Origin of the sequence: Camelimonas abortus (assembly GCF_042432745.1) — a bacterium.
GTDB classification, from domain to species: domain Bacteria; phylum Pseudomonadota; class Alphaproteobacteria; order Rhizobiales; family Beijerinckiaceae; genus Camelimonas; species Camelimonas abortus.
In genome coordinates this window covers 841,701-858,620 of record NZ_JBHLWR010000006.1, presented here as the reverse complement: position 1 = coordinate 858,620, position 16,920 = coordinate 841,701, and the positions used below count along the sequence as shown (strand labels likewise).

Sequence of the window (16,920 nt, the reverse complement as noted above, 5' to 3'; positions counted from 1 at the left end):
TCAGGCCAGACAGCCCCCGTCCCTGCGCCATATATATAAAGGGGGGCGCCCCGCCCCGCTCCTGCCCCTGACGGCGCTGGCATCAGGGCAGCCCGACGGCGTCTGGCGGCGCGCACGGAATTGTGGCCGCACCGCAGGCCTGCGCCGTGGTTTGGGCGACATTCGCGGCGCTGGCGGCGTCCTTTCGCCAGCAGCGGCCTGACGGCGGCTCCACCCGGACGTGACGGCCTTCTCCGCGCCGGCGCGATTCCGCTGTTCACCGCCTTACCGCCGCGGCCGGCGACCCGCGGCGGCCGCTGGCGGCGGCTCCGGAACCAGCCCGGATGTTTCCGGCGCTTGCGGGGGCCGCCGCCGGCCTGTCGGGCTGCGTTGCGTCCGGACGCCGTCTCCTTGGCCAGCGTCGCTGCGACGCTGACGGACCGGCCGGGCGCGGCGCCGCCTGGCCGCTCGCGGCGGATTTTCCCGGCGGACGGCTGACGGCGACAACGGCTCCGGCGTGCGCCGGTCGCCGGTCACCGCAGCGTGGTCCTGACCACGCTGAAATGAGACGCGCAGCGGCCAGGCGGCGGGCTGCGGCCCGCGCCGCCGCCCCGGAACGCGGCTCGCGACCGGCGACATCTCCACAGATTTGCGCCCCCGCCCCGCGCAGGCGTTGACGAGTCATGCCGCAATGAGTATCCCCATCGCAGCACGGAGACGTGGCCGAGAGGCTGAAGGCACTCGTTTGCTAAATGAGCAAGCCCGGAAACGGGCTTCGAGGGTTCGAATCCCTCCGTCTCCGCCATTTTCCTTTCCTGACGGATCCGGAGCAAGCGACAGCGCCGGCTGGTCTAGCCCGGAGGCATGTTGCTGCGTGGCGTGCGCCCCTGCCGGTCGCCGTTCCGCCGGCGTCGTTTCCTCATTCCGGGTCGCCAGAGCGACGCGTCATCCCGCCTGCACGACGCCGGCGCAGCCGGCGGTGATCGCCCCGGCTCGTGATTTTGCACGCAAACTGACGCTGCGAGGGAAGCGGGCACGCCGCGACGCTGCGCAGGAAACGGCCTGCGCCAGCCGGCGGTGACGCCCGCTGCCCATTCGGCGAGTGCGGACACTGCGCTTCGGCGCAGCCGGCGGAGATGCGGAAAATAAACGTCGCGGCGCTCGCTCCCCCCTGTGCGCAAACCGGCTGCGCCCGGGCGACAGGCAATCTCGCACGGCGCAAGGCGGACCGTCCGGACGCATTTTCAACGCGCGATGTCGTCATCGCCAACCTCACGCCATCGACCTGCGACGATCCCCGGCAGGGACGCCGGTGACCAAAGCGACAGCCACCAGTCGCGCCAGCCCCCGGTCCGCCGCTGCTGGCCACATCATGGCGGCGGACGACGCACGCATGCGGCGCGGGGCATGCGGTCGAGGGCTGGACGCGGGAGGCAGTGCCGGGCGCAGATCTCCCCCCACCCAGCCGGGTCGGCGTCAGGAAGTCCGGCCAGGCCATCGGCCGCCTGTCACGTTCAGCGCGCTGATGTTCACGCCGCGCTTCGCCCTCCATGAACGCATGGACGTGACGGCAGGGGCGCGCGAAAGACAGATGGACCGGGGGAAGGAGCCGCCGTCGCCGGCTACGGATGATCGCGCAGACAACGCTCGTCCACAAACGCGGCGCAGTCAGCTCTCTGGCGCATGTTTCCCTGCCCTGTCTCACCCCGGCCGCCCCCCGGAAGTAACGGGCTGGCCGCCCACTCCGGCCTGAAGAGCCCGCGGGACGCGCGCCGCCACCTCCGCCGCACATCCGCGCCAGCGAATCTGTCACGAGCCTCGCCTCGCGCCTCCCCGGAAAATGAGCGGCGCGCCGGTTCGCGCTGCCAGCCGCGCCACGGAGTTCGCCGACTGAATGACCATCGCCGTTTTCAGCAAACCATGGCACATCCCCACTAAAAACACATATAATATTAATATAAAATCAAAAAAATATTTAATAAATTATATAGAAAATCGGATAATTCATCATAAATGGCGCTAAATACATATTATTGTATACCAAAATATCCAAAATTCAAATAATTATTTACATAACACGACTGCGCGAGACCTGTCAGACGTATGTTGCCTGACGCTCTGATATAACGTGACCAATACGCTACAGCATCAGAGAATTTTTCCCGCAAATCGCCGAATTTTCCACCCGCGCGCGATCCGGCGTTGCCGCGCAAGCCGACCGGACGTATCGGAACTGTTAACGCCAGCAATCGCCTTTGCGACAGTTTCATTCGGGTTTCAGGTGTGACCATCCGCTCGACCGCCTTCAGCCTGCCCAACCTGCTCACTTACGCCCGCCTGGTCGCCGTGCCGGCGGTGGCCGGCTGCCTGTTCTGGCCGCAGGAGCACGCCATGCGCTGGGCGGCGCTGGCCATCTACGTGCTGGCGGCCGTCACCGACTATCTCGACGGCTATTTCGCCCGCGCATGGTCGCAGCAGTCGGCCATCGGCCGCATGCTCGATCCCATCGCCGACAAGGTGCTGGTGGCGGCCTCGCTGCTGATGCTGTGCGCCAGCGGCGACATCGCCGGCTGGTCCCTGTGGGCGGCGATCATCATTCTTGCGCGCGAGATCCTGGTGTCCGGCCTGCGCGAATTTCTCGCCGGGCTGCACGTCAGCGTGCCGGTGTCCACCGTGGCCAAATGGAAGACAACGCTGCAGCTCGTCGCCGTCGGGTTTCTGATCGTCGGGCCGGCCGGCGACGCCGTGCTGCCGGCCAGCAGCAGCATCGGCGTGATCCTGCTGTGGGCGGCGGCGCTGCTGACCCTCTACACCGGCTGGGACTACATGCGCGCCGGCGTGCGACGCCTGCTTGCCGCCGAAGTCCCGACATGACGCGCCCCGGGCGCCGCTCATTCCTCCGGAACCACTTGCATTGCGCTCGGGGTTCATAAAGCAGATCACACGGACATGCTTGTCGTCACTCTCCTGCTGATCATCGTAAACATCAGCTTCTATATTTTTTATTCCATCGCGGCTTACTTTACCGGAGAGGGCGTCAACGCGTCCGTCATCTATCATCTTGTGACCGGCGCCAGCGGCCTGAGCCTGCGCGTGCTTGCGCCTGTCATCGCCGGCGTGACGCTATACCTGTTGCTCCTGGCCGGGCTGGTTCTGCTGGTGCGCCGGTCCGCATGGCTCCGGCGCTGGCTTTCCGGCGGCCGCAGCCTGCTGGTGTCAGCCCTGCTGGCGGCGGCGCTCGCCTTCAATCCCGCCGTGCGTGAAACCTGGGCGGCGATTGCGCCGCTACTGTCGACAAGTCACGATGGCGTCGCCGTAACCCGTGACGGCCGCGTCCTGCGCGTCAGCGACGCGTATGTTCCAGGCAGCCACAGCGGCGGCGCGCCAGGCAAAAACCTCGTTTACATTTACGTGGAGAGCCTCGACCGCACCTTTCTTGAAAATCCGGACTTCGCGACGTATTTGCCGCGCCTGAAAGCGCGCGAAAAACAAGCGGTCAGCTTCACCGGCGTGCTGGCCCCTTGGGGAACGACCTGGACCATGGGCGGCATCGTCGCCGCCCAGTGCGGCGTTCCGCTTGTCGCGCCGGTTGGAGCCGGAAACAGGTTTGGCGCATTCGACCGTTTCCTGCCGCGCGCTTCCTGTCTTGGAGACGAACTGAAAGCGCGCGGCTACACGCTGCAGTTTGTCCAGGGGGCATCACTCTCATTCGCTGGCAAGGGATCCTTCTTCCGCACGCACGGGTTCGCCAGGGCCGCCGGACTGGAGGAACTGGCCCTTCCTGGCGAAGGGACCTCCGCGTGGGGACGTTATGACAACGCCACTTTCACAACCGCCCTTGAGCAGTATCGCGCCCTGCGCAAGGCAGGGAAACCGTTCGGCCTGTTCCTGCTGACTGTCGACACCCATCCCCCGGACGGCGCGACGGGCCCTGGCTGTCCGCAGCATGCGGCGCCGTCACCCATGCTTGCGGCCATCGCCTGCACCGATACGCTTCTCGCCGCCTTCATCGACGCCATCGAAGCCGATGGCGGGGCGGAGGATACGGTCATCGTCATCGCCTCTGACCACCCGATGATGCGCGTCAACCTTGACGGCTATGAGTACAGCCAGGATCGCAGGAACGCGCTGATGATCTGGAACGCCGTTCCGGCGTTCGGCGCGCCGCGGCAAATCGCCCGTGAGGGCTCGGCGCTCGACATCGCGCCAACCGTCGCCGCCGCCATGGGCATCGATCTGCCCCGCCTGGGTTTGGGCGTCAGTCTCATCGGCGATACGCCGACGCTGGCCGAACGCGCCGGCGGCGTTGACGGGCTGAATGAAGCCCTGCCGCAGTGGTCCGCATTCCTGCAGTCGCTGTGGCACGACGCCTCGCCGTGGCGAAGCTTTTCCTATGATCCGGAAACAAGGAAAGTCAGCTTCGGGCAACAGAGCGTGGCGCTGCCGCTGACGTTCGTCGCCACGAGGGATGGCAGGCCGGCGGAAACCGCGCTGGGTCCGCACGCCTCGCTGCGGGCGGCGGCCGCCGCCTCCGTCGCGCGCATGCCGTTTATCATGCTGGACGACTGCGCCGCGCTTTATCAGGCGGTGTGGGGCGTCGACACGGACCTGCGGGGTGACTGCCATGTCTATTTCGACGGCGCGACATTCTTCAGCGGCGTCATCCGCTCTGGCGTGGCGCTGACGCCGGCCGATCTTGCGGCGGCCGGCCGGCTGGGGAAGAAGGCCCAAAAAGCCGCCCGCAAGCGATTGCAGTTTGTGGCGCGGATTCATACGACGCCCGAGCAGCACAGGTTTTTTCCGGCGTCTGCCGGAAAATCAGTACGGCTGTTGTCCGCCGGCTTCGACACCGGCATGCATTCGACGATCGAGACGGGCGACGGCGAAATCGTCGGCCTGTACAGCCGGGGGCTGAACGGAGTCCTGGTGTCGCCGGACGGCGAAGTCTCGGTCGTGGGCGCCGTCGATACATGCCGCCATGCGGACCCGCGGCCACTGGTGGAGGAGCTGTCACGGCGGCGAGACGCGCGCGGAGGAACCGCCCTGCTGGTCGCCTTCGACAGCGTGACCTGCGGTCGGCCCGCGCCATCCGTATCGGCCGGCGGCCGGCCGCTGGCTGCGCTGGCGGGCCTGAAGTTCCGGCAACCCTATGTGGCGGCGTGGAATGACGGGGGCGTGGCGGAATTTGTCGGCGCGTCGCAATATCCGCTGGTCGTCGATCTCGGCCAGGCAGCATCAAACTGAGGCCGTCATGCCTTCCAGACTCGTGGCTTCTCTCGGCCGGCAGGCGGCCGCACTGTTCGCGGCGGGCCGCAACTCGCTGGACGGGCTGCGCTTTCTCCTGCAGGAGCGGGCGTTCCGCCTGGAAGCGCTGGCGCTGGCGGCGGGCGTCCTGGCGGCGCCGTTCATCGCCCGGGACGTGAAAGAATGTGTCGTCCTTGTCGGCGCGATCGTCGCCGTGCTGGCGGTTGAGGCTCTGAACACGGCGATCGAACAGGTCTGCAATCTGGTGACGCGTGAGTTCCGGCCCGAGATCAAGGCGGCGAAAGACTGTGCGTCATGCGCGGTCACGCTTTCGCTGGTGGTCTGCGGCGCTCTCTGGCTGGCGGCGGCGGGTGACCGGCTCGGGATGTGGTGATCGCGGGAAACGCGAGGGTATGTCACCACCGTGAGCAGACCGGCAGTGACCTCCTGACGGAGAAAACCGTCACCGGCCTCTCGCATCGCCGTCCGGGATCGCATGTTGTCCTTTCCAGCGACTGCATTTCTCCCGCCTTCCCCCGACGGCGGGCGTCCGGCATCATCCCGCCCCGGAAACCCAAGGGGAGACACGATGACAGTCACTACGCGCCCGGCGCCGACCTATGACGAGGTGGCGCTCACCCGCCGCAGCATCCGCGGATACAGGCCGGATCCCGTGCCAAAGGCCCTCATTCGCGAAATTCTCGAAATCGCCATGCGGGCCCCCTCCTCGCACAACACGCAGTGCTGGAACTTCCACGTCATCACCGGCGAGCCGCTTGAACGAATCCGCGCCGGCAACACCGGGCGCAATCTCGCCGGCGTGCCCCACTCGCGCGAGTTCCGCATCCTCGACGCCGTCACCGGCGTACACCGCGAACGCCAGATCGAGATCGCCAAACAGCTGTTCGCCGCCATGGGCATCGAACGTCACGACAAGGAGAAACGCCTCGACTGGATGATGCGCGGATTTCGCCAGTTCGACGCCCCCGTCTCCATCGTCATCACCTATGACCGCGAGATGTACGGCAGCGACATCGCCCCGTTCGACTGCGGCGCCGTCGCCAACGCCATTGTCAACGCCGCCTGGTCGCGCGGACTCGGCTGCGTCATCAACAGCCAAGGCATCATGCAGTCGCCCGTTGTGCGCGAGCACGCCGGCATCCCGGACGACCAGGTGATCATGATGTGCATCGCCATGGGCTATCCGGACGACAGTTTCCCGGCCAACGCCGTGGTGTCGCGGCGCAAGTCCGTGGACGAGGCCACGCGCTTCGTCGGCTTCGACGACTGAACCGCCGCCACGCCGCCCCCCGGAGCTCCCTCGCCGCGCCAGGCCGGACGGCGCTACCGCGCCGGCGCAGCTCCGCCACCTGGCGGCGGCGCCGCGGCGGGTGAGCGGACCGGCGGGACTGGCCAGCGCCTGCGGCGGGCCCGGCGCCGGCGCAGGGCGGCGTGGAGCGGGCCCCCGCGTGGCCGGATCGCCCATGCAGCGCCGGATGCGGCCTTCCCGCGCCGGCGGCAGCCCGTCTGCGAACGGGTCCGCGCCCCCGGCCGCCTCCCCGCCAGCGCCATTCACGCGCATGTCGTTACGTCCGGCGGCGTATCGTGCGCTGCCGGAATCCGGGCCGTGCGTGGAACGGGTGGCGGCCCCTGTCACGGCCGGCGCAATCTGGTGTAACCTCCAGCCAGACAACGACGGGCGGACACGCGAACGCCCGCAAGACCGCTGACGCAACGCGCCCGGCGCGGCCGGAGCGCGAGGGGGAGGATGCATCGCATGAGCCTGCAACAGTCCGCGCCGGCCGCAGACGGCGCCGCCGCGCCGGCGCAACTGCCGAAACTGACCACGCTGGACGAGGCCGTGCGCCGCCAGGCGCGGCTGCGCCCGCAGGCCGTGGCCTATGAGTTCGAGGGGCGCTCCGTCACCTACGGCCAGCTGGCGCAGGACACCAGCCGCATCGCCAACGGGCTTGCGGCGCTCGGCCTCGGCAAGGGCGACCGCATCGCCTATCTCGGCAAGAACAGCGACGTCTATTTCGAGCTGCTGATCGGCGCCGCCCGCGCCGGCGTGGTGATGACGCCGGTGAACTGGCGCCTCGCGCCGCCGGAGGCGGCCTATGTGATCAACGACTGCGCCGCGCCGGTGCTGTTCGTGGGGCCGGAGTTCGTCGGGCTGGCGCGACGGCTGCTGCCGGAGCTCGCGCACGTGCGCACCGTCATCACCACCGAGGGCGGCGCGCCGGAATGGCCCGACTTCGCCGCATGGCGCGACGCCCAGAGCGACGCTGCGCCCGGGAGCCGGCCGAAGCCGGACGACGTGGCCATCCAGCTTTACACCTCCGGCACCACCGGCCGCCCCAAGGGGGCGATGCTCACCAACGCCAACCTGCTGTTCATGACCCAGGAGGGCCTGGGGCCGGACGCCCCTTCCTGGTACGCCTGGACGCCGGACGACGTCGCCCTGCTCGCCATGCCCTGCTTCCACATCGGCGGCACCCAGTGGGGCGTGAACACCCTCGCCTTCGGCGCCAAAGGCGTGGTGGCGCGCGAATTCGATCCGGACAGGGTGATGGACTACTTCGAACAGTGCGGCGTCACCCGCATCTTCATGGTCCCGGCGGCCATGCAGATCGTGGTGCGCCAGCCGCGGGCCCGGCGCGCCGATTTCTCCCGGCTGAAGACCATTTTTTACGGCGCCTCGCCGATTCCGGCGGCGCTGCTGCGCGAATGCATCGACACCTTCGGCTGCGAGTTCGTGCAGGTGTACGGCATGACCGAGACCACCGGCGCCATCGTGGCGCTGCCGCCGGAGGACCATGTGGAAGGCAACCCGCGCATGCGCGGCGCCGGCAAGGCCATGCCGGGGGTTGAGCTGGCGGTGTTCGATGACAGGGGGGAGATGCTGCCGCCGGGCCGGACCGGTGAAATCGCCACCCGCTCGGCCGCCAACATGGCCGGCTACTGGAACCTCCCGGAAGCCACCGCCGCCGCCATCCGCCCGGACGGCTGGCTGCGCACCGGCGACGCCGGCTACATGGACGAAGACGGCTACATCTATATCCAGGACCGCATCAAGGACATGATCATCTCCGGCGGCGAAAACGTCTATCCGGCGGAGGTGGAGAGCGCCATCTGCGACCACCCGGCGGTGGCCGAAGCGGCGGTGATAGGCGTTCCGGACGGGAAATGGGGCGAGGCCGTGAAGGCGGTGGTGGCGCTCAGGCCGGGCCATGAGGCGACGGCGGAGGAGCTGGTCGCCTTCGTGCGCCAGCGCATCGCCGGTTACAAGACGCCGAAGTCCATCGATTTCGTCGACGCCCTGCCCCGCAACCCGTCCGGCAAGATCCTACGCCGCGAACTGCGCGCCCCGTACTGGGCCGGTTACGACCGCCAGGTTAACTGAACGTCAGGCGAACTGGAACATCGGGTGAAGCGCGCCGCCAGGCGGAGCGGAACGTCAGTCGGAGCCGCGCCCGGCGGAAACGGCGCGGCGCCCCGTCCCGGGGGCGGCGCGCGGCGGCGTCACGGGCGGCGCGATTGTGGGGGGAGACCCGGCGGCGCCGGCGCCCGCTCCTGGCTCCGGAACGTCTGGCTCCGGAACGTCTGGCCCGGGAACGAAAAAACGCCCGGCCATGCGCCGGGCGTGGCGCTGCGGCCCAGGGGAAGAGCCGCAGGCAAGTGGGGGCCGGCGGACGGAGGACCCGCCGCGCCACAACGGCTGGCGACTGTCCGGCCCGCGCGCTCCGGCGCCGTCGCCCGCCTGTCGCCGCTTCCTGCCCGCAGCCGCCCATCCGGGCGGCTGCGCCGGCGGCCGGCCCGCGCCGCCCCCGTGGGGGAAGGACGGCGACGCGCGATCCTGGCCGCGCCAGCGTGACGCCGCCCGTCCGGCGGCCGGCGCCTCAGATGCGGCGCGGCTGCACCACATATTCGGTGGCCTGTGTGAAGGTGAAGGTCACCAGCTCGCCCTTTTTCAGCTTCGCCAGCGCCGTCATCACCGCCGGATCGATGACCCGGATGGTGCGCTTGCCCTCCGGACCGTCATAGGTCACCTCGCCCTTCGCCTGGTCCAGCTTCTGGAAGCGCACGGTGGCGATCACCTTGCGCAGCAGCCAGCGCGCCGGCAGGCCGTTGAACAGCCCGTCGTCGCGGGCGGTCTCGTAGACAACGTCCGGCTTGCCGGACTTTGGCGGCGCCACCGACACCAGCGCGCCTTCCACGCGGTTGACGTACAGTTTGTCACGCGGGCGCAGGCCGTTGATGGAGCCCACGTCCTCCGGCACGACGACCCGCCACTGGCGCCCCGCCTTCTCCACCACAAGGGTGCGCGTCGCGAGATCGACCTTGACGATGCGCAGCTCGAGGCTCTCCACGTCGACGGCGCCGAGACCACGCACGTCCACCTGCTTCGGCGCGCCGGCGCCGGCGGCCTGGACGGCGGGAACGGAAACGGCCATGCCGGCGCACAGCGCGCCGGCCATGGTCATGGCGATGAGGGAACGGCGTGACATGTTCATTGGACGGGTCTCCCTGGGTGGCCTGGGGGCGGCGTCCGGCCTTCCCCCAACGCGCGCGGACATCGCGCTTTCCGGCGGCGGCCCCGCGGCCGGCGCCGGCTGCGCCGTCCGGGACCGGACGCCCTGCGCCGGCGTTCGTGACGCCGTCCGCGCAGCTCTTGCGACCACCGCGACCGTCCCGCGGACGGTCCCGGCGCTCCCTGTCCTGTGTAACGTCTTGCGCGCCGGGCGCACGCCCATGGATATGGCGCCCATGTTCATGGGAGGCGCCGGTTGCGGCGCCCCGCGCCGCCGGCCCCGCCCCGGCCGGCGGCCGCTCAGGCGGCCTGCGGATTGACCACGATCTTCACATGCTCTCCGGCCTGGCGGGCCAGGCGGAACGCCCTGGCCGTCTCGTCCAGCGACGCCTCCCAGGTGATCACCGCGCCGGCGTCGATCTGGCCGCTGGCGATGCGCCCGAGGGTGAGCGCGAACTCCTGCGGCTCATAGGCGAGGACGAACTCCATGGACAGCTGCCGGTTGATGGCCATGAGGGGCTCGATGCGGTCTTCCTCCATGCAGGCGCCGACGACGATCACCCGCGCCAGCGGCGGCGCGCCCTCGATCACCGCCTGCAGCATGCCCGGCGCGCCCACGCATTCGAAGATCACCGCCGGTCTCGGCGTTTCGCCGCAGGCCACGGCGCGGCTGCGCGCCGCGGCGGTGGGGGCGACGCCATGGGCCTCCCACAGCCCGAACGGATTCTGCTCCGCCGGATTGACGGTCACGTCCGCGCCCAGCTTCCGCGCCGCCTGGCGGCGCGCCGGCGAATAGTCGCTGGCGATCACCGGCCCGAGCCCGCGCGCCTTCGCCGCCGCAATCACGGCGAGGCCGATGGGGCCGCAGCCCAGCACCATCACCACCGCGTCCGCCGGGGCGGCGGCCCGGGCCACGGCGTGCTCGCCCACGGCGAAGGGCTCGGTCAGCGCCGCATGGGCGGCCGGCAGGTGATCCGGCACCGGCAGCAGCATCGACTCCGTCAGCACCATGCGTTCGGCGAAGCCGCCGTTGAACCGGCTGGAGTAACCGACCAGCTCCATGCCGTCCGGCCCCATGGCCATGGGCATGGCCACCACCCGGGTTCCCGGCGGCAGCCTGCCGGTGGTCTGCGGACCATGGGCGATGATCTCGGCGCAGAACTCGTGGCCGAAAACCACCCCGCGCGCCGGATCGATGCTGGTGGCCGAGCCCATGCGGCGGCTGAAGGCGGCCATGCGCTCCAGATGATCGAGCGCGTGCAGGTCCGAGCCGCAGATCCCGCAGGCCAGGGTCTTCACCAGGGTCTGTCCGGGCCCTGGCTGCGGCTCCGGCCAGTCCTCCTCCAGCTCCAGCCGCCCCTCACGCCGCACCACCGCCCGCATGCGTCTCCTCCGTGTGATTCCCTGTTATCGCGGCCCTCATTGTTTCACCCCCGCAGCGACGGGGCCAGCGGCGCGGCGGGCTGGCCGTCTCAGGCGTAGCGCAGGCCGGAGCACTCCGGGTCCACCTGCGGCAGCTCCTCGCTGTCGCGCCAGTAATCCTGGGTATGGAGCCAGGGCATGCGGTCGCCCTGTTTCGGCAGCAGGTGCAGGCCGCGCAGCAGGTAGCCGGGGTTGAAGTCGTCGGTGTCGACGAAAGGCCGCAGGGGCATGCCGGCGTCCTGCGGCCGCAGCGCCGGCGTCACCATCGTGGCGCCGCGCTCCTGCATGCGCCGCAGCAGCCGGCAGACGAAGCCGGCGATCAGGTCCACGCGCAGCGTCCAGCTGGCGCGGAAATAGCCGAACACCCACACCAGATTGGGCACGCCGGTGAACATCATGCCCCGCCACGTCACCGTGGAGGCGAAGTCGAGCGGCGCGCCGTCGATGACGAAATCAATGTCGCCCAGAACATTGAGGTTGAAGCCGGTGGCGGTGATGACCACGTCCGCGGCCAGCGTCTCGCCCGAGGCGAGGCGCACGCCCTCCGCGCAGAAACTGTCGATCTCGCCGGTGACGATGCTGGCGTCGCCGCGGCGCAGGGCGGCGAACAGGTCGCCGTCCGGCACGAAGGCGACGCGCTGGCGCCACGGCCGGTACGAAGGCGTGAAATGGGGCTCCACCGGCGCCGCCCCCTGCAGGTGCGCCGCCACATTGGCCAGCAGCTCGGCGCGCACCGCCTCCGGCTCCTCGCGGGCGCGGCGGGCGAACATCTTCTGGTCATACAGCGCCTTGCGGCGGACGATCTCGTGGATCCAGGTCTCGTCCACCTCCAGCGTGCGCAGCAGGTCGGCCAGCTCGTTGGCGTTGCGCCCGGTGACGTAATAGCTGGGGGAGCGCTGCAGCATGGTGAGGGCGGCGCACTTGCCGGCCAGCGCCGGCACCAGCGTGGCCGCCGTGGCCCCGGAGCCGATCACCAGCACGCGCCTGCCGGCGAGATCGAGATCCTCCGGCCAGGTCTGCGGATGCACGATGCGGCCGGCGAAACGCTCCATGCCAGGCCACTGCGGCGTGTAGCCCTGCTCGTGCCGGTAATAGCCCTGGCACATCCACATGAAGCGCGCTCGCACGACCCGCTGCGCGCCGCTGGCGAGATCGGTCAGCGTCACCGTCCAGCGCCGGTCGTCGCTGCTCCATGCCGCCGAGTCGACGCGGGTGCGGTAATGGATGTGACGGTCGAGGCCGTTCCCGGCGATCACCTCGCCCATGTAGCGGCGGATTTCCTCCGCCGTGGCGATGGGCGCGCCGGTCCAGGGCTTGAAGCTGTAGCCGAAGGTGTAGAGGTCGCTGTCCGATCGCACGCCGGGATAGCGGTGTGTGAGCCAGGTGCCGCCGAAGCTCTCCGCCTTCTCCACCACCATGAAGCCGAGCTCCGGCAGCTCGCGCTGCAGCCACCACGCCGCGCCGATCCCGGAAATGCCAGCGCCCACCACCAGCACGTCCGTCTCCGCCGTCGCGGCCGGGCGCTCCTGCGCGGCCATGGCCGCATGCGGAACGGTTGCGTCGGGCGTGGCGGCGGACGCCCGCGGCGTCGCATGGATTGTCATGGGCCGTCCTCCCGGCTCCGCAGAGCCTTTTTTGATATCTGTTATACCGTGAGAGTGCAGCGACCAGGCGGTCCTGTCCAGTTGCAGGCGCGTGAGGCGCCGGCGACAGGCTCTCGCTCCACGCCGGTTGCGCGCGCACGGGTCGCAGGACGGCTTGAGAACGTCGCCCGGATGAATGTAAAGGTCATGACGCAATCGCAGGGATGCGCGTTGCGCCGCCTGTTCCGGAAACGACTGGCGGGCTATTTCAGGCGTTTCAGGAATACTTTACGTCATTTGTGACACAACACGCGGAAGCGTGAGGAAACAGCCATGGACGGACGGACATGCCGGCCGCCGGACTGCCGCGCGGCCGCGGCCACGAACGCCTTGAAATGTAACCCTTATCGTATTACACGCAGGCTATGGACGAACTCGAAGATCTCCTCAACCGGCTGAAAGCTGAGCAGCGCGACATAATTGTCAAGGCTGCCCAGTCCAAAGGCCTTCCCGCACGCTCAGCAATTCAGCGCATCGGCGAGCTGGAGCTGGCCATCGGCGCAGTCGAACAGCTCATCAGCGAGACTGAAGGGCAGTAATCGCACCGCCCTTCAGGCGCAGGCCGCAGACGGCCGCGCGTTCAGGCGGCGCGGGCGTGGCGCGCGACCTGCGGCATGACCACGACCGGAGCGGCGCGACCTGGCGGAATCGCCTGCGATTCGGGCCAGCGCCGCGCCCCCGGAGCGTTTTTCCTGCCCGGCCCGGGCGGACGGTCCAGGCCGCGGCGCCGCTTACAGCGCGTGGGCCAGCGCCGCCTGCAGGCGCGCCGCGCGCCGCTCAAGATAAACGCCCGTCTCCCGGTGGGTGAGGATGTAGAGGTCGCCGCGCTTCAGCGCCGCCACCACAAGTTCGCCCACATCCTGCGCCGCCAGGGTGCGGCCCTCCAGCTTGCCCGAATCGCGGTCGGTATAGGGTTTCGCCGCCTCCGGCCCGCCGAACTCGGCCGGGCGGTTGCGGTGGCTGTCGTCGATGGCGGTGGCCACGCGCATCGGACACAGCACCGAAGCGCCGATGTTGAACGGCTTGCCGTCCCTGGCGACGCATTCGGCCAGCGACACCACCGCCGCCTTGGTCACCGAATAGGGCGCGAGATTGCGGTTGCTGACGAGGCCGGCGAAAGAGGCGGTGAACAGCATGTGCCCGCCCTGCCCCTGACGGATCAGGCGCGGCATGAACACCTCGACGCCGTGAATGGGCCCCCAGAGGTTGACGTTGACGGTCCACCGCCAGTCGGCGTGGCTCATCTCGTGCACGGGGCCGAACACGCCGACGCCGGCGTTGCTGAACACGATGTGCGCCGCGCCGAAGCGCTCCCAGGCGGCGTCGGCCAGGGCCTCCACGTCCTCCAGCTTCGAGACGTCGGCCACAACGCCGGCCGCCTCCGCCCCGGCCGCGGCCAGCTCCGCCGTGGCGCGGTCGAGGGCGGCCTGCTCGATGTCGGCCAGCACCAGCTTCACGCCCTCGCGCGCCAGCGCCCGCGCCGTGGCCAGGCCGATGCCGCTGGCGCCGCCAGTGATCACGGCCACCTTGCCGGCAAGATCCTTCATGGCGTCTCCTCCTGCATGTCGTTGTCGTGGCGGCGCGCGGCCGCCGCTCCCCGGCCGGCGCCCCGGCGCCGGCGCGGCCGCGCCCTCAGTCGTCGCCCACGTTGATCACGTCGCCGGACAGCGCCCGGCGGCCGTCCTCGAAGCGGGCGAGCTGCATGGCCTGCAGCGGGGCCTGGCGGCGCCCGCCGGTGCGCGCCCCGACACCCCGCAGCGGCATGGCCGGCTTGAAACGCATGTTGCGGGCCTGTTTCATGATGTTTTCCCGGCCCAGGTCGTCGCCCGCCTGGCGCAGCACGTGCACGTGCCCCTGGATCATGGTGTAGCCGTACGCCGCCCAGGCGTCACGGGCGCTCCGGGCGCATGCTGCTGCATGAAGGCGGGATATTCCTTCACCTCGGGGTCGTCCTTCCACTTCGGATTCGTAGTCCACCTGCCAGCCGATGGTCCACGGATATTTCTCCGTCTGGTTCCAGATGGTCGCGCCGCTGGACACGGACAGCTGCGGCGTCCTCCTGCCGTTGAGATATTCGTGCGCCGCCATGTTGGGCGGCGCGCCGGCGCTGCCGAACACGGCGCGCACGTCGTCCTGCGCCACCAGCCGGCGGGCCTGCTCCACGGTCCTGGGCGGGGAACAGGCGTCGTCGAGGCTGATGAGGATGACCTTGCGGCCGCTGATCCCGCCATCGGCCTTGATCTTGCGGACATAGGCGTGGCCGGTGTGGCCGGTGACGCCGCAGGCGGAGGCGACGCCGCTGTATGGCATGGTCTGGCCGATGCGGATCTCGCCCGCGTCCCCTGCCCGCGCCGGCGCCGGCGCGAACGCGGCGGCCAGCAGGGCGGCGGCCGAAACAAGTACGCGACGGCGCGTTTGCGCGGCGCCGGCCGCGCAGTGCGGAGGAGCCATGTTTTCCTCCCGGTTGTTGCGGCCGCCAGCTCCCGGGCGGCGGTCCGGTCGCCCGCGGCCGGACCATGTTCCGCGGCGGGCGGCGCGAAGCCCGCGGTGGCGCGGGCGACGCGTCATGCCGGCGACGCCGGGCGGCTTCGGCCCCTGGCGCGGCGACAGCAGGCATGGGGGGGGACAGCCTGTCCGCCAGGGCGCCCCGCCCGGCGCCGCCGGCATGACGCGCACCTTCCCGGGCGCCCCGTGCGGCGGGGCGCCGGACGGTCCGGAACGGACGCCGGCGGCGCGGCGCGCGGGCCGCCGGCCCCTTCAGGTCGCCGCCGCGGAGAACGCCCGCGGCGGCCGCAGGCCGGGGCTTACGCCGCCTGGGCCTCGATCTCGTCCAGCAGCCGGCCGTACTTGGCGACGGCCGCCTCGCGCAGGTGCGGGATGTAACGGCTCGGGAACTTGCCCGTCGCCGCGTGATACTCGCGCAGCACCTGGCGGGCCACGGTGACCTTGTGCACCTCGGTGGGGCCGTCGGCGAGGCCCATGTGGAAGCTCTCGATCACCTGCTCGGCGAACGGCATGTCCGGGGTGACGCCCAGCGAGCCGTGGATGTGCAGGGCCCGCGCCGCCACGTCGTGGAACACCCTGGGCATCAGCGCCTTGATGGCGGCGATGTCCTTGCGGACGGCGAGATAGTCCTTGTACTTGTCAATCTTCCATGCGGTGCGCAGCACCAGCAGGCGGAACTGCTCGATCTCGATCCAGCTGTCCGCGATCTTCTCCTGCACCATCTGCTTGTCGGCCAGCAGCGTGCCCTGGGTGTGGCGGCTCAGCACGCGCTCGCACATCATGTCGAAAGCGCGCTTCACCTGGCCGATGGTGCGCATGGCGTGGTGGATGCGGCCGCCGCCCAGACGGGTCTGGGCCACCACGAAGCCGCCGCCGCGCTCGCCCAGCAGGTGGTCCTTCGGCACGCGCACATTGTTGAAGCGCAGGTAGGCGTGGGCCGGATGGCCATGGTGCCCCACCGGCATGTTGCGCACCATCTCGATGCCGGGCGTCTCCGCCGGCACGATGAAGGCCGACAGGCGGCGGTATTCGCTGGCGTCCGGATCGCTCACCGCCATGACGATGAAGAAGCTGGCCACATGGGCGTGTGAGGAGAACCACTTCTCGCCGTTGAGCACCCATTCGCCGCCGTCCTCGACGGCGCTGAAGGTGAACACCTTCGGGTCGGCGCCGCCCTGCACCTCGGTCATGGAGAAGCAGGAGACGATGTCGTTGTTGAGCAGCGGCCTGAGGTAACGCTCCTTCTGCTCCGGCGTGCCGTAATGGGCGAGGATCTCCGAATTGCCGGAGTCCGGCGCCTGGCAGCCGAACACGATCGGGCCGAATTTCGAGCGGCCGAGAATCTCGTTGAGCAGGCCGAGCTTGACCTGGCCGTAGCCCTGGCCGCCCAGCTCCGGGCCAAGGTGGCAGGCCCACAGGCCGCGCTCCTTGACGATCTTCTGCAGCGGCTTCACCAGGGCGTTGCGCCTGGCGCAGCGCACGTCATAGGGATCGGGGAGCAGGTAATCGAGCGGCTCGACCTCCTCGGCCACGAACCTGTCGACCCAGTCGAGCTCTTTCTGGAATTCGGGTTCGGTTTCGAAATCCCAGGCCACA

Annotated in this window: 12 protein-coding genes and 1 tRNA gene; 7 read left to right on the top strand and 6 right to left on the bottom strand. The window is 69.7% G+C overall.

Annotated elements, in window-relative coordinates; genetic code table 11:
• The first annotated feature begins 692 nt into the window (after positions 1–692).
• From ACFFJB_RS06195 to ACFFJB_RS06170, 6 genes are all read left to right on the top strand, one after another.
• Positions 693–784, top strand: a tRNA-Ser gene (locus ACFFJB_RS06195).
• Positions 785–2,262: 1,478 nt separating this feature from the next.
• Positions 2,263–2,853, top strand: coding sequence for a CDP-diacylglycerol--glycerol-3-phosphate 3-phosphatidyltransferase (gene pgsA, locus ACFFJB_RS06190; RefSeq protein WP_376830386.1), 591 nt, complete (start codon positions 2,263–2,265; stop codon positions 2,851–2,853).
• Positions 2,854–2,892: 39 nt separating this feature from the next.
• Complete coding sequence (locus ACFFJB_RS06185) at positions 2,893–5,223, top strand: sulfatase-like hydrolase/transferase (RefSeq protein WP_512700183.1); 2,331 nt, start codon at positions 2,893–2,895, stop codon at positions 5,221–5,223.
• Between the two features lie 22 nt (positions 5,224–5,245).
• Positions 5,246–5,617, top strand: a complete 372-nt coding sequence (locus ACFFJB_RS06180; protein WP_376830384.1) for a diacylglycerol kinase — start codon at positions 5,246–5,248, stop codon at positions 5,615–5,617.
• A 195-nt stretch (positions 5,618–5,812) separates the two neighbouring features.
• Complete coding sequence (locus ACFFJB_RS06175) at positions 5,813–6,514, top strand: nitroreductase (protein ID WP_376830383.1); 702 nt, start codon at positions 5,813–5,815, stop codon at positions 6,512–6,514.
• A 486-nt stretch (positions 6,515–7,000) separates the two neighbouring features.
• Positions 7,001–8,626 carry a fatty acid--CoA ligase gene (locus ACFFJB_RS06170; protein WP_376830382.1) on the top strand — a complete coding sequence of 542 codons (1,626 nt, stop codon included), beginning with the start codon at positions 7,001–7,003 and terminating at the stop codon, positions 8,624–8,626.
• A 496-nt stretch (positions 8,627–9,122) separates the two neighbouring features.
• Here the strand turns inward: ACFFJB_RS06170 and ACFFJB_RS06165 are convergent, their stop codons facing one another.
• The 3 genes from ACFFJB_RS06165 to ACFFJB_RS06155 form a co-directional block, all read right to left on the bottom strand.
• Positions 9,123–9,737: a hypothetical protein gene (locus tag ACFFJB_RS06165; RefSeq protein ID WP_376830381.1), complete on the bottom strand. Its 615-nt coding sequence runs from the start codon at positions 9,735–9,737 to the stop codon at positions 9,123–9,125.
• Positions 9,738–10,054: 317 nt separating this feature from the next.
• Positions 10,055–11,137 (bottom strand): zinc-binding dehydrogenase, encoded by a 1,083-nt coding sequence (locus ACFFJB_RS06160; protein ID WP_376830380.1) that lies wholly within the window; start codon positions 11,135–11,137, stop codon positions 10,055–10,057.
• Between the two features lie 89 nt (positions 11,138–11,226).
• Positions 11,227–12,714, bottom strand: coding sequence for a flavin-containing monooxygenase (locus ACFFJB_RS06155; protein WP_376832567.1), 1,488 nt, complete (start codon positions 12,712–12,714; stop codon positions 11,227–11,229).
• 470 nt (positions 12,715–13,184) lie between these two features.
• Here ACFFJB_RS06155 and ACFFJB_RS06150 point away from each other — a divergent pair, with 470 nt between their 5' ends.
• Complete coding sequence (locus ACFFJB_RS06150) at positions 13,185–13,358, top strand: hypothetical protein (protein ID WP_376830379.1); 174 nt, start codon at positions 13,185–13,187, stop codon at positions 13,356–13,358.
• A gap of 192 nt (positions 13,359–13,550) precedes the next feature.
• On the opposite strand, the gene ACFFJB_RS06145 is transcribed toward ACFFJB_RS06150, so the two are convergent.
• From ACFFJB_RS06145 to ACFFJB_RS06135, 3 genes are all read right to left on the bottom strand, one after another.
• A complete protein-coding gene (locus ACFFJB_RS06145) occupies positions 13,551–14,366 on the bottom strand; it encodes an SDR family NAD(P)-dependent oxidoreductase (protein WP_376830378.1) in 816 nt (271 codons plus the stop codon).
• Between the two features lie 85 nt (positions 14,367–14,451).
• Positions 14,452–15,270 (bottom strand): ABC transporter substrate-binding protein, encoded by an 819-nt coding sequence (locus ACFFJB_RS06140; protein WP_376830377.1) that lies wholly within the window; start codon positions 15,268–15,270, stop codon positions 14,452–14,454.
• A gap of 353 nt (positions 15,271–15,623) precedes the next feature.
• Entirely contained in the window at positions 15,624–16,919 is a 1,296-nt protein-coding gene (locus tag ACFFJB_RS06135; protein WP_376830376.1) for an acyl-CoA dehydrogenase family protein, read from the bottom strand.
• Position 16,920 lies beyond the last annotated feature (1 nt).